Consider the following 22432-nt stretch of genomic DNA (forward strand, 5'->3'; position numbering starts at 1 on the left):
GCAAGGCGTAGAGCACGGCCAGGGCGACCAGCGCACCGACGCCGAGGATCGCCGCCGTCAGCCGCCGCTGCGCCTCGCGCACGGCGCGGGCAAGCTCGGCGAGTTCGGCCGAGCGCATCGCCAGTTCGTGCCGGCCCTCGACCTGCTGCTCGAGCCAGGCGTGCAGCAACGCCGGCATTTCCGGCGCGCGGGTGACGAGCTCCGGCAGCCGCTTGCGGAACTCGCGCGCCAGCCGGCGCGGACTGTAGCGCTCGGCCAGGATGCGCTCGAGCACCGGGCGCGCCACCGCCCAGATGTCGATGCCCGGATCGAGCTGTCGGCCCACGCCCTCGATGCTGAGCAGGGTCTTCTGCAACAGGATCAGCTGCGGCTGGATGGTCAGTTCGTAGCGCTGCGCGGTGCGGAACAGCTTCAGCAGCACCTCGCCCAGCGAGATCTCGCTCAGCGGCCGCGTGAAGTACGGCTCGCACACCGCGCGCGCGGCCGCTTCCAGCTCGTCGATGCGGATGTGCGAGGGCATCCAGCCCGCCTGCACGTGCAGCTCGGCGATGCGGCGGTAGTCCTTGTTGAAGATCGCCATGAAGTTCTCGGCGAGGTAGTACTGGTCCTCGCTGGAGAGCTGGCCCATGATCCCGAAGTCGAGCGCGATGAAGCGCGGGTCGGCCTTGCGCGCCGGGTCGGTGTCCACCCAGATGTTGCCAGCGTGGGCGTCGGCGTGGAAGAAGTTGTCGCGGAACACCTGGGTGTAGAACACGCGCACGCCCTTGGCGGCGAGCGCCCTGCGGTCGATGCCGGCGGCGTCGAGCGCGGCGATGTCGTCGCTCGGGATGCCGCGCACGCGCTCGAGCGTGAGCACGCGGTCGGTGGTGTGGGTCCAGATCGGTTCGGGCACGTACAGGTCGTTCGACCCCAGCCAGTTGCGACGCAGCACGCTGGCGTTGGCGCCCTCGCGCTGCAGGTCGAGCTCGGCGGCCAGGGTGGATTCGATCTCGGCCACCACGTCACGCGGGCGGATCCTGTCGGCCCTGGGGTGGGTCCGGTCCACCAGCGCGGCGACGCGGCGCAGCAGCGCGATGTCCTGGTCCACCTGCGCCTCGATGCCGGGCCGCAACACCTTGACCACCACCTCGCGCGGCGCGCCGCCGCCGCGCGCCGGCAGCGTCGCCGCGTGCACCTGCGCGATCGAGGCCGAGGCCAGCGGCGTGGTGTCGAAGCTGGCGAACGCCTCGGCCACCGGTTGCTCGAGCTCGCGCTCGACGATCTCGCGCGCGACGTCGCCGGGGAACGGCGCGACCCGGTCCTGCAGCAGGGTCAGTTCGTCGGCGACGTCCGCGGGCAGCAGGTCGCGACGCGTGGAGAGGATCTGCCCGAACTTGACGAAGATCGGGCCCAGCTCCTGCAGCGCCAGCCGCAGGCGCTGGCCGCGCGGCATCGCCGCGACCTCGCGCGAGGCGCGCGGCACGAACGGCCGCGCCAACCGCAGCCAGCGCTCCGCGGGCGTGCCGGAGAGCAGGTCGTCGAGCCGGTAGCGCAGCAGCACCCGGCCGATGCGCAGCGCACGCAGGCCCGACCTCACGGCGCCTTCCCGCTGCGCGCCGCGGCCGCCTCGCGCAGGCGCGCTACGCGCGCGGCCAGGCGCGCGGCGTCGTCGCGCAGCGTGTCCACGTCGTCGAGGAAGGCGTCGAGCTCCGCGCGCGGCACCACGTCGCGCGACTCCTCGGTCACGTTCTCGGTGGCGACTTCGGCGAAGTCGCGGGCGGCATCGCGCGCGTGGCGCAGGCCGGCGGCGACGGCGTTGGCCACCTGCACCCCGACCACGTCGCCGAACACCGCGGCGAACGGCTGCTGCCAGTCGGGATCGAAGCGTTCGGCCAGACGCTGGATCCGGCGCGCCAGCTCCGCATCGCCGGACACGCGCATGCGCCCGACCGGCGGCGCGTCGTCGCGACGCAGCATCGGCAGCTGCGACAGCAGCCCTCCGAGCGTGGCGCGCACGCCGAGATCGGGTTCGCGCGCGGCATCCACCGGCCCGACTTCGAGCCGATCGCCGGCGACAGTGACGCGCAACGCCAGCGGCGGTGCCTCCACCGCGAGCTCGATGCTGCGCCCGTCGAGCGCGGCCAGTCCCTCGCGGGTCTCCGGGTCCAGCGCGAGCGCGCGGTTGAGCGCCGCTTCCAGCGCGCGACCCGCGGGCACCTTCCAGTTGAACGGGGACTGGTTCATCGTCGGCATTGTAGAGGCCCGGATGTGGGAGCGACGCTCGCTGCCAGCCGCTCCAACCCTTCGGCGATGGTGACCCCCGGCACGTAGCCGAAATCACGCCGCGCCGGCTCCATGTCGTACCAGTGCGTGGTCGCGAGCTGCTCGGCCAGGAAGCGGGTGAGCGGCGGCTCGCCGCGCAGCGGCAGCAGCGTCCACGCCGCTTCGCAGGCGGCGCCGATCGCGTAGGCCACGGGGAACGGCAACGATCTCTCCACCGGCGGCGCGCCGACCGCGGCCAGCAAGGCGTTGAGGATCGCGCGCATCGGCATCGGCTCGCCGTTGCTGATGAAGTAGGCGCGGCCGGCGCATGCGGCGCCGGGTCCGAGGTGCTCGAAGGCGTCGAAGTGCGCCTGCGCCGCGTTGTCGATGTAGGTGGTGTCCACCAGGTTGTCGCCGTCGCCCACCAGGCGCAGGCGCCCCCCGCGCGCGCGTTCCGCGATCCGGGGCAGCAGCAGGCGGTCGCCCGGTCCCCAGATCAGGCGCGGGCGCAGCGCGACCGTCGCCAGCGCGGCATCGTTCGCCGCCAGCACGGCCTGCTCGGCCTGCAGCTTGGTGGCGGCGTAGGGCGCCTTGAGGTGCTCGCCGTAGGGGACGTCTTCGGCGGTGCCGCCGGCGACCGGATGCGTCGCACGGTGGGTCACGCTCGGGGTCGAGGTATGCACCAGGCGCCCGACGCCGTGCGCGCGGCAGGCCGCGATCACGTTGTCGGTGCCGACGACGTTGGCGAGGCGGTAGCTTTCGCGGCTGCCCCAGGAGCCCGCCTTCGCCGCGTTGTGGAACACCGCGTCGTGGCCGCGCACCGCCGCCGACACCGCCGCGGCGTCTGCGAGGTCGCCCCGAAACTGGCGCACGCCGATGGCGTCGAGCTCCGGGTAGTGGCCGCGGCTGAAGCTGGCGACCTCGTGCCCGCGTTCGACCAGCCCGCGGCACAGCGCCTGGCCGAGGAAGCCGCCGCCGCCGGTGACCAGGACCTTCATGCCCGCCCGCCCCGGGCGGCGAGCCGCTTCGCCGCCCAGCGCGCGAGCTGCTCGCGCCCGACCTTGGCGTTGTGGCGGATGTCCACGGGAAAGCGCGGATGGAACAGGAAGGTGTCGATCGCGGCGGTGTGGGGGTGGCTTGCGGCGATGGCCTTCAACTCCTCGAGTAGTCGGGTTCGTGGCTTCCGTCGCTCCCGCAGTTCGAGGATTAGCACCGGGCGCTGGCTGCCCTTGTCGCCGATGCCCACCAGTGCCGCGCGGCGCACCGCCGGGTGCGCGGCGAATACCGGCTCGACCTGCTCGGTGTAGAGCGGGCCGGAGGCGGCCTCGACCCGCTGGCCCTTGCGGCCGCAGAACCACAGGCGCCCCTGTTGGTCGAACCAGCCGAGGTCGCCCATGCGGTGCACGATGCGTTCGCCGCCATCGGCAAGGCGCTCGCGGATCTTGGCCTGTGCGGTCTCGCGCGGGCGATGGAAGTAGCTGTCGGTGGCGGTCGGCCCGGCGACCGTGATCTCGCCGACTTCGCCGGGCGGCAACTGGCGCACGCCGCTCCACTCGGCGATCGGCCGGTCGTCGATGGCGATGATCCGCACCTCGTTCGGCGGCACCGGCCGCCCGACGCAGGTACCGGCGCCCGATTCGGTGGCGGCACGGGTCCCTTCCAGTTCGCGGCCTTCGATCAATGCCACCGGCAGGCACTCGGTCGCGCCGTAAGGCGTCCAGAAACGCGCGTCGGCCGGCAGCAGCGCACGCATCCGCGCCACCACGCTCGCCGGCACCGGTGCGCCGGCGGAGGTCACCCGCCGAACCGTCGGCAACGGCTCGCCATGCTCGGCCAGCACCCGCATCAGCGCCGGCGAGCCGAACAGCTGGGTGACGCCGAAGCGCGCGATCGCACGGTGCAGCTTGCGCGGGTCGGCGTTCGCCGGCCGGGTCGGGTCCATGTCGGGGATGATCGAGGTCAGCCCCAGTGCCGGGTCGAACAGCGCGAACGGCGGAAACGTCGGCAGGTCCACGCCGCCCGCCTCGATGCCGAGGGCATCGCGCAGCAGTTCCACCTGGGCGGCGAAATGCCGGTGCCGGTAGACCACGCCCTTGGGCACGCCGGTGGAGCCGGAGGTGAACAGGATCGCGGCGACGTCGTCGCCATCGGTCGCCTGCAACTGCGGGCCGGCGCCGGCGCCCGCGGCCTCGACCGCGGCGAGCGTCGTGTCCGCGAACCACGGCCGCTCGCCGGTCGTGACCGCGACCCGGGTCGCCGAAGCCCAGCCCAGCAGCTTGCGCGCCAGCATCGCCAGCGGCACGCCGATGAAGGCCTCGGCGGCGGCCTCGTCCAGGCATTGCCGCAGCGCCCGCTTGTCGATGCCCGGGTCCACCAGCACCGGCACCGCGCCGGCCTTGAACAGCGCATACATCAGCAGGAAGAACTCGGGCGTGGGCCGCACCATCACCACGGTGCGGGTGCCCCGGGCGATACCGTGCGTGGCCAGGCCCGCGGCGATCGCGTCGCTGCGGGCGTCGAGCCGGGCGTAGGTCAGGGCCTCCCGGTAGCGCCCGTCGCGACCGGGCACGCGCATCGCGACCGCGTCCGGCTGGCGGCCGGCCAGCACCCCGAGGGCGGCGGCGATGTTGCAGGGTCCGGGCATGGCCTCATTGTCGCATCGCCCCTCTTGCGCGCGGCCCCGCGCTGCCGGAAAAATCCGCGACCGCCCCCCTGCCCGACGCGCCCCCGTGAGCCATCCCTGCCTGACCTGCGGCGCCTGCTGCGCCCACTTCCGCGTCAGCTTCCACTGGTCCGAGGCCGAGCCCGCGCTCGGCGGGACGGTGCCCCCCGACCTGACCGAGCCGCTGCGCCGGCACGAGCGCGTGATGAAGGGCACGTCGCAACGCGCGCCCCGCTGCATCGCGCTCGATGCCGAGATCGGCGTGCGCTCGCGCTGCAGCATCCACCCGCTGCGCCCGAGCGTGTGCGCGGCGGTGCCGGCATCGTGGGAGTTCGGCGCGCCGAGCCAGCAGTGCGACAAGGCGCGGCTGGCATACGGCCTGCCGCTGCTCACGCCGGCGGACTGGAGCTGGGACACGCCGGCCAACGACGACGACAACTTCGACGGCAGCGACAATCCGAACGACGGCGGGCACGCCCCGCCGGCGCTGCCGCCGCCGATCGCGGCCTGAGGATCAGGCGATCGGGTTGCGGTCGAGGAAGTCGCGGATCGCCGGCACCAGCACTTCGTGCCGGTCCTCGAGCACGTAGTGCCCCGCGTCTTCGAACGCGTGCACCTCGGCCCGCGGCAGTGCGCGCCGGAAGCCTTCGAGGAAGTGCCTGTCGAACACGAAGTCGCGCAGGCCCCAGCCGATGAAGGCGGGCCGGTCGCCGTATTCGTGCAGCCGGCGACCGCTCTCGGCGACCAGCGCCCAGGCGCGGTCGCCTTCGCGCAAAGGGATGTCCTGCATGAAGCGCAGCGTCGAGATCGCTGCATCCCAGCCGCGGTACGGCGCGATGTAGGCCTCGCGCACCGCGGCCGGCAGCCTGCGTTCGGTGCCCAGCCAGGCCGCGCCGCGCGCGAACAGGTTGAAGCGCCGGATCAGCCAGCCACCGAGCGTGGAATCGCGCCCCAGCGAGAGCTGCCACGGCATCGGCTTGGCCGCCGGCAGCGGGAACGCGGCGGTGTTGAGCACCACCAGCCTTCGCACGCGCTCCATCCGTGACAGCGCCCAGCCGAACCCGACCATCCCGCCCCAGTCGTGCACCGCCAGCGTGACCGGGCCGGTGACGCCGAGCTTGTCGAGCAGCGTTTCCAGATCCTCCACCCGCGATTGCAGTGTGTAGTCGTAACGCGCCGACGCCGGATCCACCGGCGGTCGCACGCCACCGCCGTCGTCCGGCTTGTCCGACAGCCCCATGCCGACGTGGTCGGGCACGATGCAGCGGTAGGCCTTTCCAGAAGCCGGGTCGCGCAACCCGAGCACGAGATGGCGCCAGTAGTAGCTCCACGACGGATTGCCGTGCAGCATCAGCACCACTTCGCCGTCGCGCGGGCCTTCGTCCAGGCACGACATCGCGATGCCGGGGCGCACCTCGATGCGCCGCGGCTCGAACGGGTAACCGGGGAACACCGCTGCTACCAGACCACCTCGGCCATCGAGCAGTTCAGGCCCGAGCCGATGCCCAGCAGCGCGATGCGGCTGCCCTTCTTCAGCCGGCCCATCTCGCGCAGCTTGCTCAGCACGATCGGCACCGAGGCCGGGCCGATGTTGCCGTGCTCGCCGAAGATGGTCAGGACCTTCTTCGGGTCGATGCCCATGGCCTTGGTGAAGGCCGCGGTGTGCACCTTGCTGACCTGGTGGACCACGAACTCGTCGAGCTCGCCGGCCGCCCAGCCCAGCTTCTGGCGCGCGACCTCGAAGGTCTTCTGCGCCAGCTTGATGCCCTCGACCAGCAGCATCCGGGTGTCGGTGATCATGCCGTCCAGGTTGCCGCGGCACAGCTTGTTCCACTCGGTCGCGGCGCGGGTGACGCCGCCCTTGTAGCGCGGTGCGCCCGGGGCCAGCTCGGCGCGCGCCATCACCATCGCGGCGGCGCCCGAGCCCAGGGTCAGGGTCGCCATCTCGCGCTTGAAGTCCTCTTCGGTCGAGTCGGCGCGGGTGATGCGCTCGATGGTCTTCTCGTAGGCGAGGTTGGCGGTCTCGCCGTCCACCACCAGCGCGTAGTCGATCTCGCCGCGCTCGATCATGCGGCTGGCGATGTCCATGCCGTTGAGGAACGCGAGGCAGGCGTTGGCGACGTCGAAGTTCTGGCAGGTGTCGGGCAGCCCGAGGTTGCCGCTGACGATCGAGGCGGTGGACGGCTCGAGGTAGTCGCGGCTGACCGAGGTGTTGACCAGCAGGCCGACCTTGTCGGGATCGATGCCGGCGTCGGCGAGCGCCTTGACCCCGGCCAGGGTGGCCGCGTCGGAAGCCTGCACGCCTTCGTCCCAAAGATGGCGCGCCTCGATCCCGGCGATGTCCTTGAGGACGTCGGCCTTGATTCCGAGGCGGTCGAGGGTGGGCCGGAGGCGGGCGTTGATCTCGTCCGTGCTCAGCCGGCGAGGGGCGTCGATGTGGGCCAGGCCCGCGATCGCGACATGCTGGAACAACATGGTCAGTGACACCAGGTAGCGAAAAACAAGCCAGCATACCGCATGGAAGCGGTTACCGGGCCCGCATCGCCCCGGGCCGGGCGCGCCCGATTCAGCCGCCGCAGCGCCAGACTGCGAAGCGCTGGTTGCCGTCCTCGTAGCCGTCGAGCGGCTGCACGGTGTCGCCGCCGAGGCCCGGGGCCTCGTTGCGGGCCAGCGTTTCCAGCTCGTCGCGCACCCGCAGCGGGTTGCGGTCGTAGAAGGCGATGCTCTCCTTCACCGAGACCTCGACCTCGCCGCGCTGCTCGCAGCCGGTCGGCGTCCCGGTGACCACGCGCACCGCCTTGGCGCCGGGCGCCATGTGCACCCAGGTGCAGCCGGAGGCGAACAGGAGGGTGGAAGCGGCCAGTGTGATCAGTCGCATGCGGGGTCTCCTGTTCGCCTTGTTCTCGCTTACCTGACCGGGTTGCCGTCGGCGTCGATCACCGTGACCTTGCCGAGGCCCATGTCGCGAATCGGCTGTTCGATCTTCGACAGGTCGCCGACCACCACCCAGGTCATCGCGCCCGGTGCCAGCGTCGCCGCCGCGGCGTTCACCTGCGCCGGGGTCAGCGCGCGGACCTGCGCGTTGCGCTGCTTCACCCAATCGTCCGGGCGGTCGTAGCGCACGATGTTGGCGATGGTGCCGAGCACACGGCCGGCGGTCTCGTAGGCGCCCGGCTGGCTGCGCAGGTCGTTGGCGACGATCTTCTCGACCTCCTCGGCCGTGGCCGGGGCCTGGCCACTCACGTAGCTGCCGATCTCGCGCTGGATCTCGGCCAGCGACTCGACCGTCTTGTCGATCTGCACCGGCGCGAACGCCAGCCACGGACGCTGGCCCTCGGCGTCGGCGAGCAGCGTGCGCGCGCCGTACGACCAGTGCTTGTCCTCGCGCAGGTTCATGTTCAGGCGCGCGGTGAAGCTGCCGCCGATCACTTCGTTGGCCATCTCCAGCAGCACGGCGCCCTCGTCGCGGGTGGACGGGGCGACCTTGCCGGCGAAGATGTTCGCCTGCACCGCACCCGGCTGGTCGATCAGGAACACGCGCGACTCGGCCGGACGCTGCACCGCCGGGACCGGGGTCGCCGCCGGCGCTTCGCCGGCGCCGCGCCAGTCGCCGAAGTGGCGGTCGAGCACCGGCACGATCTCGGCCAGGGTGGTGTCGCCGACCACGACCACGGTGGCGTTCTCCGGACGCAGCCAGCGCTGCTGGTAGGCGACCAGGTCGTCGCGGGTCAGCGCGGCGACGCCGGCCTCGGTGCCGCTGCCGGTGAACGGGATGCCGTAGGGATGGTCGTCGCCGAACAGCAGCGGCGGCAGCACCCGCAGCGCGGCGCTGTTCGGGCGCGCCTTCTCCTGCGCGATGCCGGCGATCCACTGCGCCTTGACCCGGTCGATCTCGGCCTGGTCGAAGCGCGGCGCGCGCAGCATGTCGGCAAACAGGCCGACCGACGCGTCCAGGTTCTCCTTCAGCGCGGACAGGCCGGCGCTGCTGCCGTCGAGCGACGCGTCGGCGTAGAGCTGCGCGCCGAGGTTCTCGGCGGCGGCCGCGAACTCCAGCGAGCCCAGCGCGCCGGCGCCCTCGTCGAGCATGCCCATGGCGAAGCCGGCCAGGCCGAGCTTGCCGTCCTCGTCCGAGGCGTAGCCGCCGTCGAACAGGTAGCGCACCTGCACCACCGGGATCTCGTGGCGCTCGGCCAGGATCAGCTTGCTGCCGTTGGCCAGCGTGGCGTGCTGCAGGTCGGGGAAGTCCAGCTCCGGGAAGCTGTCCACGGACGGCACGCCCTTGCTGCGGTCCACGGTGCTCGGCGTGGTGCCGTACTTCGCGTCGACCGGCGGCGGGGTAAACGGTGCCGGCTTGGCGGCCGGGGCCTCCACCAGCGGGGTGCGCTCGCCCGGCTCGACCACGAAGGTGTGGCTCGGCTTGCGCAGCCACTCGCGGGCGACGGCGACCACCTGTTCCGGGGTGGCGGCGTCGATGTCGCGCAGCATGTCGCGGTAGCAGCCCGGGTCGTCGGTGTAGGTCTCGCACGCTGCGAGCACGTCGGCCTTGCCGCCGAAGCCGCCGATGCGCTCGATGCCGCGGATGAAGCCGGCGCGGAACATGGTCTTGGCCTGCGCCAGCTCCTCGGCGGTGGGGCCTTCGGCCAGCAGGCGCTGCAGTTCCTCGTCGATGATCGCTTCGACCTTCTGCTCGTCCACGCCCTGCTTGACCATGGCGTTGACGAAGAAGCTGCCGCCGAGCTGCGAGGACCAGTTGGCGGTGCCGACGCTGTCCACCAGCTGGTCCTGGTGCACCAGGCGCTTGTCCAGGCGCGAGGTGGCGCTGCCGCCGAGCACCTGCGAGAACAGGTCGAGCATGGTGGATTCGGTGCTGCCGTACTCGGGCACGTTCCAGATGCGGCGGACCATCACCTGCGGGACCTTGTCCTCGAGCACGGTGCGGCCGGATTCGGCCAGCGGCGCGATCGCCACGTCCGGCTGCTCCATCGTCGGGCCGGCGGGAATGTGGCCGAAGTACTTCGCGACCTTCTGCTTCGCGGTCTCCAGGTCGATGTCGCCGGCCAGCACCAGCACCGCGTTGTTCGGGCCGTACCAGGTGCGGAACCACTGCTTCACGTCCTCGAGCGAGGCCGCGTTGAGGTCGTTCATCGAACCGATGGTGGTGTGGTGGTACGGGTGGCCCTTCGGGTACATGGTCTGCGCGACCACCTGGCGGAGCTGGCCGTAAGGCTGGTTCTCGCCCTGGCGCTTCTCGTTCTGGACCACGCCGCGCTGCTCGTCGAGCACCTTCTGGTCGATCGCGCCGAGCAGGTGGCCCATGCGGTCGGACTCCATCCACAGCGCCATGTCCAGCGCGGTGGTCGGCACGTTCTGGAAGTAGTTGGTGCGGTCGGTGTTGGTGGTGCCGTTCATGTCGGTCGCGCCGGCCTGCTCGAACGGCTCGAAGTACTCGCCCGGGTAGTTCTCGGAACCGTTGAACATCAGGTGCTCGAACAGGTGCGCGAAGCCGCTGCGCCCGGCCGGCTCGTTCTTGCTGCCCACGCCGTACCAGATGTTGACCGCCACGATCGGGGCCTTGTGGTCCTCGTGCACGATCACGGTCAGGCCGTTGGGCAGGGTGAACTGCTGGTACGGGATGCTGACGACCGGGGCCGGGCTGTCGGCGTGCGCCGCCGGCAGGTAGAAGGCGGCCCCGAGCGAGGTGGCCAGGGCGAGCGCCAGCGCTCCGGTGCGCAGCAGGCGGGCGGGACGGGCGGAACGGGTGGTCGCGAAGGACATGCGGCACTCCTGTGCAAGGTAGGAGTCCGCCCATGGCGGGCGGACGGCATCGCTCCCATCCTACCCTCGCGTCCTTGCCGCGGCGTAGCCCAAACGTCCTGCATACTCGGGCCATGGACGGGTTCCGGAACTGCCTGGTCACCGGCGCGAACCGCGGGCTGGGGCTCGAGTTCGCGCGCCAGTTGCTCGACGGCGGCGCCAGCGTGGTCGCCACCGCGCGCGAGCCGGGACGCGCGACAGCGCTCAACGCGCTGGCCGCGGACCACCCCGGGCGCCTGCGCGTGCTCCCGCTCGATGTGGCCAGGCCCGCGGCCATCGCCGCGCTGGCGCGGGAACTGCCGCTGGCCGGCGACGCGACGCCCTTCGACCTGCTGGTCAACTGCGCCGGGGTGCTGCATTCGGGCGAGCGCTTCGGGAAGCTCGATCCGGCGGTGCTGGAGGACAGCTTCCGGGTCAACGCGATGGGCCCGCTGCTGCTCACCGAGGCACTCGCGCCGATGCTGGCGGACGGCGCCAGGGTGGCCAACCTGAGTTCCATCCTCGGCTCGATCGCATCGCTCGGGCGCTTCGGTACGCCGAGCTACGACATCAGCAAGGCCGCGCAAAACATGGCCACCGCGCTGCTGGCCAAGGCGCTCGCGGAGCGCGACATCGTGGTGCTGGCGCTCCATCCGGGCTGGGCGCAGACCGACATGGGCGGCGGCAACGCCACCGTGCCGGTGGCCGACTCGGTCTCCGGGATGCTGCGCGTGGTGGCTGCCGCGGGCCCCGGCGACAGCGGCGGCTTCCGCGACTGGCAGGGCCAAACGCTGCCCTGGTAGGCCGCCCCGACTGAGCCGCGGGCGAAAAGTTCCTGTTCACGAAAATGTCCGCTTCAGCGGAGGTTGCAGTGCGGTGCGCAGAATCCGGGCCACCGGATGCCGCTCCCTCCCCCAGAGACGTCGGCGATCCGGCCCATAAAAAGACCGGAGCTCCACTATGAAGCGTTCGCTGCTTGCCATTGCCCTGTTGTCATCGCTGTCGTTCGCGGCCGTGGCCGCCGATGGCGTCTCCTACACCTACGTCCAGGGTGGCTACGTCGCCACCAACACCGATTCCGGCGACGCCCAGGGCTGGGGCGTGTCCGGTTCGGCCGCGTTCCACCCGAACTTCCACGTGTTCGGCGACTTCGCCAACCAGGAGATCGACGACACCGACGTCGACTTCGACCAGTGGCGGGTGGGCGTCGGCTACAACCACCAGATCTCGCAGAACGCCGACCTGCTGACCCGCGTGGCCTACGAGAAGTTCGACGCCGGCAGCGGCATCGATTCCGACGGCTACAGCGTCGAGGCCGGCGTGCGCGGCGCGATGCTGCCGGCGCTCGAGGGCTATGCCCTGGCCGGCTACGAGGACGGCGACGAGTTCGACGGCGACTTCTACGGCCGCTTCGGCGCGCAGTGGAAGTTCAACCGGAACTGGGGCCTCAACGCCGACGTCAAGGTGGCGGACGGCGACACCCAGTGGTTCGTGGGTCCGCGCCTGACCTGGTAACCCAGCGCAAGGATCGCGACGGTTCCCTCCCCTGACAGTCGCGATCGGAGCCCGGCCGGCAACGGCCGGGCTTTTTTGTTGTCAGTTCCGCGGCCGCTTTCGCGTGGGTGGATTGGACCTACCCGGAGAGCAGCCATGCGTTCGATCCTTTTCGTGCTTGCCCTGGCCGCCGTGGCGGCATGTCCGCTGCAGGCGCAAGGCAGGCTCGCCCTCCCGGTGCCGCTCGCAGGCGACAAGGACACGATCACCACCAGCATCGACGACGCGTTGCCGGTGGCCACCCACCTGGAGGGCATCGACGGCCTGACCCCGCTGCCGCTGCCGGCCAGCTTCGAGTTCGGGCCGGGCTATTACCGCGGGGACGTCCGCTCCTACTGCCTGCATGCCGGCACCTACGGGCCCACCAGCGGCGACGGCTACCTCGTCGCACCGCTGAAGGGCAGCCATGCGGACATCATCAGCGGCATCCTCGCCCGCTCGGCGCAGCATCCGGAGATCGAACGGAGCGTGGTCCAGCGCCTGGTCTGGGCCGTCGAGAGCGGCACCAGCTGGAACGACTACGACGCAGCATTCAGGCAGCGTGTCCGGCCGCTGTTGACGGAACAGGACATCCGCCGGCTCGGTACCGACCCGGTCCGCCGGGAGGTGGCCGGCAAGCTCAGGGCCGGCCTCGGCAGGCTCATTCCCGGCCGCGCGAAGGAAGTCCTGGCCGAAGCCAGCGAATGGCAGCGCCGGCTGACCAGCCCCGACCTGCCGTTCGAGGAACTGGAGCGCGCCGGGGTGCTCAACGGCGACGTGCCGTGGGGCAAGGGCAGCCGCAAGGACGTCGGCCCGGGCAACTGGGCCTACGTCGGCAACGGCTTCTACCTGCGGACGTTTCCCAAGGGCTACACCCGCACGACCCTGGAGATCTTCCGCACCGGCACCGCCGACATCACCCGCGATGCGCTGGGCCGCATCACCCGTTTCGATTCCGACGGCTACATCATCGACACGCGCTACGCCGCCGGCGATACCCCATCGACGGTCGATGGCCGCCCGGCCTGGCGTTTCACCGAGGTCACCTTCCGCCACCCGGACGGACGCACCAGGACATTCCGCGACCGCGGCCACGTGTTCGCGTCGCTCCCGGGGGGCGGCCCGCTGGTGCCGCAGATGGCGATGCTGCAGGTGTTCCTCGGCGGCCCGCCCAAGGGAGACCTGGGCGACCTGGAGCACTACAGGGAGGGCCTGGAGTCGGCGACCGACCCGGGCGACTTCAAGGGTCGCGGGGAGTGGCTCCTGGAACACTTCAACCGGGTCAAGGCGGCCTGGCAGGCCGCTGCCGACGCGCTGCGCGGGAACACGGGCGAACCTCCGCCGGACGCAGCCAAGCGCCCATTCGACCCCAGCCGCCATGTCGCCGCGCCGGCCAATACCGCAAGGCAACGGCTGGGCCTGAGTCCGGTCCCCTACTGAGGGCGCGGGGCGGCTACGACCACTCGGGCTTCTGTTCGCGCGCCAGCAGGCGCTGCAGCGCGTCGCGCGGGGTGATGTCGCCGTGCAGTACGTCACGCACCGCCTCGGCGATCGGGAGCTCCAGGCCGTGGCGCTCGGCCAGGCGCATGACCTCGTCGGCGGTCTGCACCGACTCGACCACCTGGCCGATCTCGCGCACCGCGTCCTGCAGCGACTGCCCGCGGCCCAGGGCCAGGCCCAGCCGGCGGTTGCGCGACAGGTCGCCGGTGCAGGTCAGCACCAGGTCGCCGAGGCCCGCCAGGCCCATCAGGGTTTCGGCGCGCCCGCCGATTGCCGCGTTGAGGCGCAGCATCTCGTTGAGGCCGCGGGTGATGAGGCCGGTACGCGCGTTGAGCCCGAGCTGCATGCCGTCGGCGGCGCCGGTGGCCACCGCGAGCACGTTCTTCATCGCGCCGCCGAGTTCGGCGCCGCGCATGTCGTCGCCGGTGTAGGCGCGGAATTCGGGGCCGTGCAGCACGTCGGCGACCTGCTGCACGAAGTCCGCGTCCTCGCCCTGCACCGTCACCGCGGTCGGCAGGCCCTGCGCGACTTCCTTCGCGAACGACGGGCCGGTGACCACGGCGAGCGGCACCCCGGGGCCCAGCGTTTCCGCCGCGACCTCGTGCAGGAAGCGGCCGGACCCGGGTTCGAAGCCCTTGGTCGCCCAGGCCACGCCTGCCCCGGCCGGGCGCAACGGCGCCAGCGCGTGCAGGGTGTCGGTGAACGCGTGCGAAGGCACCACCACCAGCACGAGGTCGGCGTCGCCGAGGGCGGCGCCGAGGTCGGTGGTGGCCCGCAGCGGGTCCGGCAACGGGATGCCCGGCAGGTAGCGCGGGTTCTCGTGCCGGCGGTCGACGGCCTCGATGGTCGCCGCATCGCGGCCCCAGAGCACGGTGTCGTGCCCGTGGCGCGCGATCAGTGCCGCCAGCGCGGTGCCCCAGGAGCCGGCCCCGAGGACGGCGACGCGTCGAAGCGCCATCGCGATCAGGCGTTGCCCGCGGTTTCCGCGTCGGCCAGGTCGTTGCCGCCCTGCTGCTGGCCCGCCTGCTGCTGCGCACGCTGGCGCAGGCCTTCCGCGTACAGCGCCTCGAAGTTCAGCGGCTGCAGCAGGAACGGCGGGAAGCCGCCGGACTGGATCAGGTCGCCGATCACCTGGCGCGCGTACGGGTACAGCACGGTCGGGCAGTGGGTGCCGAGCATCACGTCGAGCTGCTGGTCGCTGAAGCCCGCGAGCTGGAACACGCCGGCCTGCTGCACTTCAGCCAGGTAGGCAGTCTTCTCGCCGATGGTGCAGGTCAGGGTCACGCCCAGCGCGACCTCGAACGCGGTGTCGCCGAGGCGCTGCACCTTCTGGTTGAGGTTCATCTGCAGCTGGGGCTGGCCCTGCTCGTTGAACACCTGCGGCGCGCCCGGCGCCTCGAAGGACACGTCCTTCAGGTAGATCTTCTCGACCGTGAACACCGGACCATTGGCGGCGGCGTTGTCGGTCCCCGCAGCCGGGGTGGCGGCGCCGTTGTTGGCGTCTTGCTCGGACATCATCTAGCTCCAGCGCGTCAGCGCATCTCGCGGAAAAGGGGGAATTATCGCATGCGGACGGGCTTCAGGCCCGCCCCTTGGCCAGCGGCAGGCCGGCCTGCTGCCAGCCGCCGATGCCGCCATCGAGCACGTAGACGCGCTCGAAACCGGCCTTGTGCAGCCGCTTCGCGGCATCGCCGGAGGTCTGTCCGGCCTTGCAGACCAGCACCACCGGCAGGGCCTTGGCCGCGGCCAGCTGCTTCGCTTCGGGGTCGAACTGGCTCATCTGCACGTTCTTCGAGCCCGGGATGTGGCCCTTCTCGAAGTCGCCGATCGGGCGCAGGTCCACCACCAGGGCGTTGTCGCGGTTGACCAGCGCGGTGAGCCCGGCCGGCTGCACCGCCTTGTAGCCGCGGAACAGGCGCGCGACCTCGGTGAACACCAGCGCCAGGGTGATGCCGGCCAGCGCCAGCGACAGGATCGGGTGGCGGCCGAGGAATTCGATCAGTTCGGGCAGGCTCAACGCGGTGGCTCGGTGCTACTGGGCCGGCCATTGTGGCAGAAGGCTCAGTCCTGCCACAGGTCCGGCAGCCCGCTGCTCACCCACCAGCGCCCGGCCTCGGGGTCGTAGCGCCACTGCTCCACGTACTGGACCTGTCGCTGGACCTGGGTGTTGCGGTTGACCACGCCCAGCTCGACGCGGCGGCTGGCGGTGTCGCCGCTGACCATGGCGCCGCTCTCGTGGTAGCCGGAGATCCGGACCTGTTCGTAGCGCGAGAACTCGAGCGCGGTCATGGGATGGGCCTCGCGGTATGCCGGGTCCACCAGCGTCCACGCGCCCTCGAAGTCGCCCCAGCGGATCGCCGCCGACCAGTCGTACTGCACCTGGCGCAGGGTGTCGGCGCGGTCGGGGGTGCTGGCGCAACCGGCCAGCGCAAACAGCGCGGCCAGCAGCGTCGCCAGCAAGGGCAGCGCCAGCCTGGCGGGGGCGGTGGTCGGGATCCTGGTCATGGGCCTCGGTCGCGTGCGGGTGCGGCCGCATCGTAACCTGCGTGCATGGGAACGCGTCTGGCCGGGTGCACGGTGCTGTCGCTGCGGCCGGTGGGCGGGCATGCGCCGTTGCGCCGTGCCGCCGCCGCCGAGGGCGCGCGCCTGCTGGCGTTGTCGCCGTGGCGGCTCGCCCCCCGCGACGCCCCCGGCACCGCCGAGGCGCTGTCGCGGGCGCTGGCCGCGCCAGTGGTCGTGTTCACCAGCCCGGCGGCGGTCGCGCACGCGGCGCGCCTCCAGCCCTTGCGGGTGCCGCCCGGTGCGCAGTGGCTGGCGGTGGGCAGCGGAACCCGCCAGGCCCTGCGCCGCACGGGCGCGGAAGCGCTGGCGCCGGAGCGCATGGACACCGAAGGGTTGCTCGGGCTGCGGCAACTGTCGGAGGTCGACGGCCTCGACATCGGCCTGGTGACCGCGCCCGGCGGACGCGGCGAGCTCGCGCCGGAACTGGTGCGGCGCGGGGCGCGCGTGCTGCGCGCGGACGTGTACGCACGGGTGCCGGTGGCGCCGTCGCCGCGCGCGGTCGCGGCGCTGCGGCGCCTGCGCGGCCCGGCCTGGCTGGCGCTGAGCAGCGGCGAGGCGCTCGCCACCGTGCTCGCCGCGCTGCCCGGGGATGCGCGCGCGGCGCTGCTGCGTGCGGACGTGGCCGCGGCCAGCGAGCGGCTGGCGGCGATCGCCCGCGAGGCGGGATTCCGGCGCGCGGTGGTCGCCGCCAGCGCGCGCCCGCGGGACCTGGTCGCCGCGGCGGCGGCCGCGCATCCATTAGCATGAGCCGCCCTTCCGCACCCGCCCGCGCAGGCCAGCCGTGACCGACGCCACCCCTTCCCCGACGCCACGCCGCGGCAACGCGTTCCCCTGGTTGCTCGCGCTGCTGTTGCTGGCGCTGCTTGGCTGGTGGGGCTGGCAGCACTGGCAGGGGCTGCAGCGCGAGCGCGCGGCGGCGGCGCTGGCCGACGACGCGCACTGGCGCGACCTCGAGGCGCGCGTGGACCGTCTGCGTAGCGACCACCGCGCGCAGGCGCAGCGCATCGCGCAGGCCGACGCCACCAACCGCGTGTTGCGCGACGAAGTGCTCGGCATCGGCCAGCGCGCCGCGTTGCTCGAGGACAGCGTGGACAAGCTGGCCGAGCCGCTGCAGCGCGGCAGCGCGGCCTTGCGATTGGACGAGGTGGAGCTGCTGCTCTCGCTCGGCGAAGGCCGCTTGCTGCTGGCCGGCGACCTGGCCGCCGCCAAGCGCGCCTATGCGATGGCCGCCGGCGTGCTCGACTCGATCGACGATCCGGCGCTGCTGGACCTGCGCCAGGCCCTGCAGCAGGAGCGCGCCGAACTGGACGCGCTGGAGGAGGATCCGAAAGTGCTGGCGCTGCGCCGGCTCGATGGCTTCGCGGCCGCGCTGCCCGATCCGGACGCGCGGCGCGATACCGGCGCGGACGCGGATGCGCCGTGGTACGAGCGCGCCTTCTCGCGCATCGTGCAGGTGCAGCCCTCCGATCGCGACCTCAGCGTGGCGCCCGGCGAGCGCGCCGCGAGGCACGCCGCGCTGCAACTGGAACTGAGCCTGGCGCGCAGCGCCGCCGAACGCCGCGACGTCGCGGCATGGCAGGCCGCCCTCGCCCGCGCCGACGCGCTGCTGCAACGGCTGTGGCCGGGGTCGCCGCTGCGCGAGGGGCAACGCGATGAACTGAAGGCGTTGCGGGGACTGCCGCTGGCGCCGTCGCTGCCGACCCTCGGCACCACGCTGGCGCTGCTGCGCGCAGGCCGCGCAGCGCGCTGATCCACCGCATTCAGGCACTATTGGGGGTCCCTACACGGCGCCGACATGTGCCTGTATAGGGTGGGATGGACCCTTTCCCCAGGCCCGAGGACGTGCGATGAGCCTGTTCCGAAACCTGCTGTTCTGGATCGTGCTGGCGCTGCTTGGCGCGCTGGTCGCGCAATTGCTGCTGGCCGACCCGGGCTACGTGCTGGTCCGCTTCCGCGGCTACGACTACGAAACCACGGTGGCGGCGGTGGTGCTGGTCGGCGTGGTCGCGCTGGCCGCGCTGTGGCTGCTGTGGAAGCTGCTGACCCTGCCGTTCCGCAGCCTGCGCGCGCACCGCGACCGCCGCGCCCGCGCGCGCCTGGGCGAGGGCCTCGACGCCTACCACCGCGGCCACTACGAGCGCGCCGAGAAGCTGCTGGCCGAGGCCTCCACGGAAGAGGAAATCGCCGCAGGGGCCCGGCTGGCGGCGGCGCGCGCGGCGATCGCGCGCGGCGACCATGCCGCGGCGCGCACCCAGCTCGCCGCGATCGACGAGCGCCACGCCGCGCTGCGCGCGATCGCGCTGGCCGAACTGGCGCTCGAGGAACACCGGCCGACCGACGCGCTGGTCGCGCTGGACGCACCCGCGGCGCAGCCACTGCCGCCGCGCGGCCTGGCGCTGCGCGCGCAAGCACTCGCCGCCAACGGCCAGGCCGCCCAGGCCTATGGGCTGCTCGGCACCCTGCGCCAGCAGCAGGCATTGCCGGCCACGCGCCTGGACGAGCTGCAGGAGCAGTGGGCCGAGGCCGCGTTGCGCGAAGCCGCCGATGCCAACGTGCTCGCCGAACGCTGGGAGTCCATGCCGAAATCGCTGCGCACCGAGCCAGGCGTGGTCGGCGCCTACGCCGAACGCGCGGCCGCGCTGCGCTGGGAGGAAGCGGCGACGCGTTCCCTGGAGCAGGCGCTGGACGCGCGCTGGGACGAAGGCCTCGCCGAACGCTACGGCAGCCTGGCGGTGGGCCGTATCGCGGAACGGCGCGCGGCCGCCGAACGCTGGTTGCCGACCCATCCCGCGAGCCCGGCGCTGCTGCTCACGCTGGCGCGGCTGGCGCGCGCGGAAGGCCAGTGGCCGCAGGCGGAGAACTACCTGCACCGTGCGATCGCGCAGGGCGCGGGCAGCGAGGCCTGGGAGGAACTCGGCCACGGCTTTGCCGAGCATGGCGACGAGGCGCTCGCGCGCCAGGCCTATGCGAATGCCTTGCGCGCGAGCCGCGGGGAGCCGGCGGTCGCACTCCCCGGGCGCGACCTGCGCCAGCAGATCGGCGACAGCGCCGCGATCGAGGAGCGCAACGAGCACGGCTTCCCGCGCCTGCGGTAGGAGCGGCGCTGGCGCCGCGACAGTAGGAGCCGCCATGGCGGCGAGCCTTTTCCAGGTCGCGGCGCGAGCGCCGCTCCTACATCACCGCTCGAGGATGGCGACGACGCCCATGCCGCCGGCGGTGCAGATGGAGACCAGGCAGCGGCCGCCGCCGCGCGCCTTCAGTTCCTTCGCGGCGCTGGCGACGATGCGCGCCCCGGTGGCGGCGAACGGATGCCCGGTGGCCAGCGACGAACCGTTCGGGTTGATCTTCGCCGGGTCGATGCTGCCCAGCGGGGCGTCCAGCCCGAGCCGTTCGCGGCAGTAGTCCGCGCTCTCCCAGGCCTTCAGCGTGCACAGCACCTGCGCCGCGAACGCCTCGTGGATCTCGTAGAAGTCGAAGTCCTGCAGCGACAGGCCGTTGCGCGCCAGCATCTCCGGCACCGCGATGGTCGGCGCCATCAGCAGTCCTTCGCCGTGCACGAAGTCCACCGCGGCGACGTGCGCGTCGCGGATGTGGCACAGCACCTCGTGCCCGTTCTCGGCGGCCCATTCGTCGCTCGACAGCAGGCAGGCGGAGGCGCCGTCGGTCAGCGGCGTCGAGTTGCCCGCGGTCAGGGTGCCGTGGCCGGAGCTGCGGTCGAACGCCGGCTTCAACGTCGCCAGCTTCTCGATCGAGGTGTCCGGGCGCAGCACGTTGTCGCGCGACACGCCGCGGAACGGCACCACCAGTCCGTCGAAGAAGCCTCGCTCGTAGGCGGCGGCGAGCTTGTGGTGCGAACTCGCGGCCCAGGCGTCCTGGGCCTCGCGCGGGATCTTCCAGTGCCGCGCCATCGCCTCGCAGTGGTCGCCCATGGACTTGCCGGTGCGCGGTTCGGCCACGCCCGGGAACTCGGGCTTCAGTTCGCGTGGATGGAAGCCCTTGAACGCCCGCGCGCGATCCATGAAGGTCTTGCCGCGCGAGGCCTCGAGCAGCCGGCGGCGGAACGAGAGCCCGTACACGATCGGCACGTCGGAGGTGGTGTCGCTGCCGCCGCCGATGCCCGACTCGATCTGCCCGGTGGCGATCTTGTTGCCGATCGCCACGATCGTGTCCAGCGAGGTGCCGCAGGCGCGCTGCATGGTGATGCCGGGGGTCAGCGGCGACAGCCCGGACGAGAGGGTCGCCTCGCGGCCCAGGTTCCAGTCCGAGGAATGCTTGATCACCGCGCCCATGGCGACTTCGCCGAGCTGCCGCCCTTGCAGCCCGAAGCGCTCGACCAGCGCGCCGAGCGTGCGCACCGACATCCCGAGGTTGCCGACGTCGGCATAGGCCGTGTTGCGGCGACAGAAGGGAATGCGGACGCCGCCTAGCACGGCGACGGGTCGACCTTGCAGCATCGTTGCCTCGCGGCCCGCGCGCCGGCGCGGGCATAATGCATCGCAGTCTAGCCCGGCCGACGTGGATGACCAATCACGGATCGCACAGTTCCAGCATCCCGGCCACGAGTGCGCCGGCCACCGGCGACCGGGTGCTCGGCGCCCTCGCGCTGGAACTGGCGCCGGGCGCCCCGGTGGCGCGGGACGCCATCGCGCAGGCCGACGCCGGCCGCGTCGCGGCGCTGGTCGCCCGCGACCTGGCCAAGCTGCAACCGGCCGCGGCCGCGCTGGAGCTGGTGCTGGTGGGCGCGCACTACGACCCGGTGGAACTGCTGCGCCCGGGCTGGCCGCTGCACCACGAGCTCGACCAGCTCGCGGCGCGCGCACCGCGCGGCGGCTCCGGCGACAACGGCCGGGTCATCGCTTTCGGCGCCCACGAGGGCAGGCTCCCCGGCGTGCTGGCGCCTTCCCCCGATTTCGCCGGCGGCCCGCTGCGGCTGCTGCCTTTCGTACTGCTCGGCGACGCCGCGGTGCTCGATACGGTCGGGGAGGCGTTCGAGCGCGACCTGGTCGAAACCGGCATGGCCGGCGCCGACACCGCGCTGCTCGCCCAGGAACTGTTCGGCCTCCAGGTCGAGCACGCCCGCTACCTCACGCTCGCCGACCTGCTGGCGATGACCGCGCTGCAGTACGAGCACGCCGGGCTGGCGCCGTTGTGGCCGCTACTCGAGGCGGCGCTGCTGGCGCCGACGCACGAGGAGTGGCTCGACGCACCGCCCGAGCCGCTGGCGCACTTCGCCGACGGCGAGGCGCGCATCGCGCTGTTCTCGCCGGCGGCCTGGCGCGAACGCTATGCCGCCGAGGCCGACCAGGACGACGCGCGCCTGGAACGCGGCTTCGCGCACTTCCAGGCGCGCCAGCGCCAGTTCGCCGCGGTGCTCGGCGCGCACGGCGTGCCGGTCACCTTCGCCCACTGCGGCGCCGGGGAACCCCTGGACCTGTAGGCTTCACACTGTGGGAGCGGCCCTTGGCCGCGATCGCGCGCAAGGCGCGCTCCCACAAGCCCTGCCTTCCGTCAGTCGACGATGGTGATGATCCCGCAGGCCAAACGCGCGCCGGCGTTGCCGGAGGGCTGGCTGGCGTAATCGTCCGGATCGGCGTGGACGATGATCGCGCGCCCGGCGATGTCGGTCGCGCCGCCGCCACCCAGGGTCAGGCCGGGCACGTGCATGTTCACGCGCGCGACGCCCTCGGCGTCGGCGACGATGTTGTCCATGTCGCCGGCGTGGTGCGCGCCGTGGTCCATGCGTCCGTGCGGGGTGCCCGCCGGGTTGAAGTGCCCGCCCGCGCTGGACGCGTCGGCCGCGCTGCAGTCGCCGGTCTCGTGCACGTGGAAGCCGTGCGCGCTGTTCGGCGCCAGGCCGCCGACCTCGCCGGCGATGTGCACGGCGTTGGCGCCCATGGTCATCACCTGCAACCTGCCGCTGACCAGGCTGCCGGAGGCGGACGCGAGGTTCACCACGGCATTGTGGTCCTGCGCGACCGGCGGTGCCGGTTCGGGCGCCGGTGCGGGCGTGGTGGTGCAGGCGGCGAGCCCGGCCACCACGCAGGCGGCGACGAGGGAAGGGACGGTCCTGGCGATGCGCATGGCGTTGCTCCTTGTGGGGAAACGCCGCCCATTGTGCACCCTCGCCGGTGTAGGAGCGGC

Annotated in this window: 21 protein-coding genes and 1 pseudogene; 8 read left to right on the plus strand and 14 right to left on the minus strand. The window is 72.4% G+C overall.

Going from position 1 to position 22432, the window contains the following annotated elements:
- Position 1 precedes the first annotated feature (1 nt).
- From ubiB to oleC, 4 genes and pseudogenes are all read right to left on the minus strand, one after another.
- A pseudogene (gene ubiB / locus E4F25_RS07630) lies at positions 2–1576 on the minus strand (ubiquinone biosynthesis regulatory protein kinase UbiB); the annotation flags it as partial.
- Positions 1573–2223: a ubiquinone biosynthesis accessory factor UbiJ gene (locus E4F25_RS07635; protein ID WP_140909564.1), complete on the minus strand. Its 651-nt coding sequence runs from the start codon at positions 2221–2223 to the stop codon at positions 1573–1575. The gene E4F25_RS07635 and the pseudogene ubiB, both read right to left, overlap by 4 nt.
- Entirely contained in the window at positions 2220–3239 is a 1020-nt protein-coding gene (gene oleD / locus E4F25_RS07640; protein WP_140909565.1) for a 2-alkyl-3-oxoalkanoate reductase, read from the minus strand. Before oleD ends, E4F25_RS07635 begins: the two co-directional genes overlap by 4 nt.
- Complete coding sequence (oleC, locus tag E4F25_RS07645; protein WP_140909566.1) at positions 3236–4885, minus strand: olefin beta-lactone synthetase; 1650 nt, start codon at positions 4883–4885, stop codon at positions 3236–3238. Before oleC ends, oleD begins: the two co-directional genes overlap by 4 nt.
- An 85-nt stretch (positions 4886–4970) precedes the next feature.
- On the opposite strand from oleC, the gene E4F25_RS07650 reads away from it, so the two are divergent.
- Complete coding sequence (locus tag E4F25_RS07650) at positions 4971–5414, plus strand: YkgJ family cysteine cluster protein (RefSeq protein ID WP_140909567.1); 444 nt, start codon at positions 4971–4973, stop codon at positions 5412–5414.
- A 3-nt stretch (positions 5415–5417) separates the two neighbouring features.
- On the opposite strand, the gene E4F25_RS07655 is transcribed toward E4F25_RS07650, so the two are convergent.
- The 4 genes from E4F25_RS07655 to E4F25_RS07670 all read right to left on the minus strand — a co-directional run bounded on the left by E4F25_RS07655 (position 5418) and on the right by E4F25_RS07670 (position 10678).
- Positions 5418–6299: an alpha/beta fold hydrolase gene (locus E4F25_RS07655; RefSeq protein WP_140910381.1), complete on the minus strand. Its 882-nt coding sequence runs from the start codon at positions 6297–6299 to the stop codon at positions 5418–5420.
- Positions 6300–6361: 62 nt separating this feature from the next.
- Entirely contained in the window at positions 6362–7378 is a 1017-nt protein-coding gene (locus E4F25_RS07660; protein ID WP_140909568.1) for a 3-oxoacyl-ACP synthase III, read from the minus strand.
- 91 nt (positions 7379–7469) lie between these two features.
- Positions 7470–7781, minus strand: a complete 312-nt coding sequence (locus E4F25_RS07665) for a DUF4156 domain-containing protein (protein WP_140909569.1) — start codon at positions 7779–7781, stop codon at positions 7470–7472.
- A 29-nt stretch (positions 7782–7810) separates the two neighbouring features.
- Positions 7811–10678: a M16 family metallopeptidase gene (locus E4F25_RS07670; protein ID WP_140909570.1), complete on the minus strand. Its 2868-nt coding sequence runs from the start codon at positions 10676–10678 to the stop codon at positions 7811–7813.
- 113 nt (positions 10679–10791) lie between these two features.
- Between E4F25_RS07670 and E4F25_RS07675 the strand changes: the two genes are divergently transcribed.
- From E4F25_RS07675 to E4F25_RS07685, 3 genes are all read left to right on the plus strand, one after another.
- Positions 10792–11499 (plus strand): SDR family oxidoreductase, encoded by a 708-nt coding sequence (locus E4F25_RS07675; RefSeq protein ID WP_140909571.1) that lies wholly within the window; start codon positions 10792–10794, stop codon positions 11497–11499.
- Between the two features lie 157 nt (positions 11500–11656).
- Complete coding sequence (locus E4F25_RS07680; RefSeq protein WP_140909572.1) at positions 11657–12211, plus strand: OmpO family porin; 555 nt, start codon at positions 11657–11659, stop codon at positions 12209–12211.
- A 135-nt stretch (positions 12212–12346) separates the two neighbouring features.
- A complete protein-coding gene (locus E4F25_RS07685; RefSeq protein ID WP_140909573.1) occupies positions 12347–13669 on the plus strand; it encodes a hypothetical protein in 1323 nt (440 codons plus the stop codon).
- A gap of 13 nt (positions 13670–13682) precedes the next feature.
- Here E4F25_RS07685 and E4F25_RS07690 read toward each other — a convergent pair whose 3' ends face one another.
- The 4 genes from E4F25_RS07690 to E4F25_RS07705 form a co-directional block, all read right to left on the minus strand.
- On the minus strand, positions 13683–14687 hold the full coding sequence (locus E4F25_RS07690) for an NAD(P)H-dependent glycerol-3-phosphate dehydrogenase (RefSeq protein ID WP_407062811.1): 1005 nt from the start codon (positions 14685–14687) through the stop codon (positions 13683–13685).
- 5 nt (positions 14688–14692) lie between these two features.
- Positions 14693–15244, minus strand: coding sequence for a protein-export chaperone SecB (gene secB, locus E4F25_RS07695; RefSeq protein ID WP_140909575.1), 552 nt, complete (start codon positions 15242–15244; stop codon positions 14693–14695).
- Between the two features lie 64 nt (positions 15245–15308).
- Positions 15309–15746 carry a rhodanese-like domain-containing protein gene (locus E4F25_RS07700; protein ID WP_140909576.1) on the minus strand — a complete coding sequence of 146 codons (438 nt, stop codon included), beginning with the start codon at positions 15744–15746 and terminating at the stop codon, positions 15309–15311.
- A 44-nt stretch (positions 15747–15790) separates the two neighbouring features.
- Positions 15791–16234 carry a hypothetical protein gene (locus E4F25_RS07705; RefSeq protein WP_140909577.1) on the minus strand — a complete coding sequence of 148 codons (444 nt, stop codon included), beginning with the start codon at positions 16232–16234 and terminating at the stop codon, positions 15791–15793.
- A gap of 45 nt (positions 16235–16279) precedes the next feature.
- Between E4F25_RS07705 and E4F25_RS07710 the strand changes: the two genes are divergently transcribed.
- The 3 genes from E4F25_RS07710 (at position 16280) to E4F25_RS07720 (ending at position 19386) form a co-directional block, all read left to right on the plus strand.
- Positions 16280–17038, plus strand: a complete 759-nt coding sequence (locus E4F25_RS07710; RefSeq protein WP_140909578.1) for a uroporphyrinogen-III synthase — start codon at positions 16280–16282, stop codon at positions 17036–17038.
- Positions 17039–17072: 34 nt separating this feature from the next.
- Positions 17073–18041, plus strand: a complete 969-nt coding sequence (locus tag E4F25_RS07715; protein ID WP_140909579.1) for a coiled-coil domain-containing protein — start codon at positions 17073–17075, stop codon at positions 18039–18041.
- Between the two features lie 97 nt (positions 18042–18138).
- Entirely contained in the window at positions 18139–19386 is a 1248-nt protein-coding gene (locus E4F25_RS07720; RefSeq protein WP_140909580.1) for a heme biosynthesis protein HemY, read from the plus strand.
- Between the two features lie 81 nt (positions 19387–19467).
- Here E4F25_RS07720 and E4F25_RS07725 read toward each other — a convergent pair whose 3' ends face one another.
- Entirely contained in the window at positions 19468–20745 is a 1278-nt protein-coding gene (locus E4F25_RS07725) for an acetyl-CoA C-acetyltransferase (RefSeq protein WP_140909581.1), read from the minus strand.
- Between the two features lie 65 nt (positions 20746–20810).
- On the opposite strand from E4F25_RS07725, the gene E4F25_RS07730 reads away from it, so the two are divergent.
- Positions 20811–21728, plus strand: coding sequence for a hypothetical protein (locus E4F25_RS07730; protein ID WP_246069821.1), 918 nt, complete (start codon positions 20811–20813; stop codon positions 21726–21728).
- Positions 21729–21799: 71 nt separating this feature from the next.
- Here the strand turns inward: E4F25_RS07730 and E4F25_RS07735 are convergent, their stop codons facing one another.
- Positions 21800–22372: a superoxide dismutase family protein gene (locus tag E4F25_RS07735; RefSeq protein WP_140909582.1), complete on the minus strand. Its 573-nt coding sequence runs from the start codon at positions 22370–22372 to the stop codon at positions 21800–21802.
- Positions 22373–22432 lie beyond the last annotated feature (60 nt).

Origin of the sequence: Cognatiluteimonas lumbrici (genome assembly GCF_006476065.1) — a bacterium.
Taxonomy (GTDB): Bacteria; Pseudomonadota; Gammaproteobacteria; order Xanthomonadales; family Xanthomonadaceae; genus Cognatiluteimonas; species Cognatiluteimonas lumbrici.